Source organism: Pseudomonas sp. FH4 (genome assembly GCF_000510915.2).
In the GTDB taxonomy this organism is placed as follows: Bacteria; Pseudomonadota; Gammaproteobacteria; order Pseudomonadales; family Pseudomonadaceae; genus Aquipseudomonas; species Aquipseudomonas brenneri.
In genome coordinates this window covers 1-577 of sequence record NZ_AOHN01000046.1, presented here as the reverse complement: position 1 = coordinate 577, position 577 = coordinate 1, and the positions used below count along the sequence as shown (strand labels likewise).

Genomic DNA, 577 nt, shown 5'->3' with positions numbered 1-577 from the left:
GTCGGTGGCTGAACTGGTCGAGAAACTGAAAAACGAAGCGAAGGTGATCTGATCATGACTATCCTCGTAATCGCCGAACACGATAACAAGGTGCTGGCCCCGGCCACCCTGAACACCGTTGCTGCCGCCGCCAAAATCGGTGGCGACATCCACGTACTGGTCGCCGGTCAAGGCGCTGGCGCCGTGGCTGAAGCTGCAGCAAAAGTAGCTGGCGTGAGCAAAGTACTGCTGGCTGACAATGCTGCCTACGCGCACCAACTGCCGGAAAACGTCGCGCCTCTGGTTGCAGAGCTTGGCGCTTCCTACAGCCACATCCTGGCTGCCGCTACCTCCAACGGCAAAAACATCCTGCCACGCGTTGCCGCGCAGCTGGACGTTGACCAGATCTCCGAGATCGTTTCGGTGGAAAGCGCCGACACCTTCAAGCGCCCGATCTACGCCGGTAACGCCATTGCCACCGTGCAATCGACAGCTGCCGTCAAAGTCATCACCGTGCGCGCCACCGGCTTCGACCCGGTTGCCGCCGTTGGTGGTTCGGCTGCCGTTGAAGCCGTTGCGGCTGTGCACAATGCTGGCA

1 pseudogene is annotated in these 577 nt (G+C 60.7%); it reads left to right on the top strand.

What is annotated here, in order from left to right:
* Positions 1-54: 54 nt before the first annotated feature.
* Positions 55-577, top strand: a pseudogene (locus tag H097_RS26090) (electron transfer flavoprotein subunit alpha/FixB family protein); the annotation flags it as partial.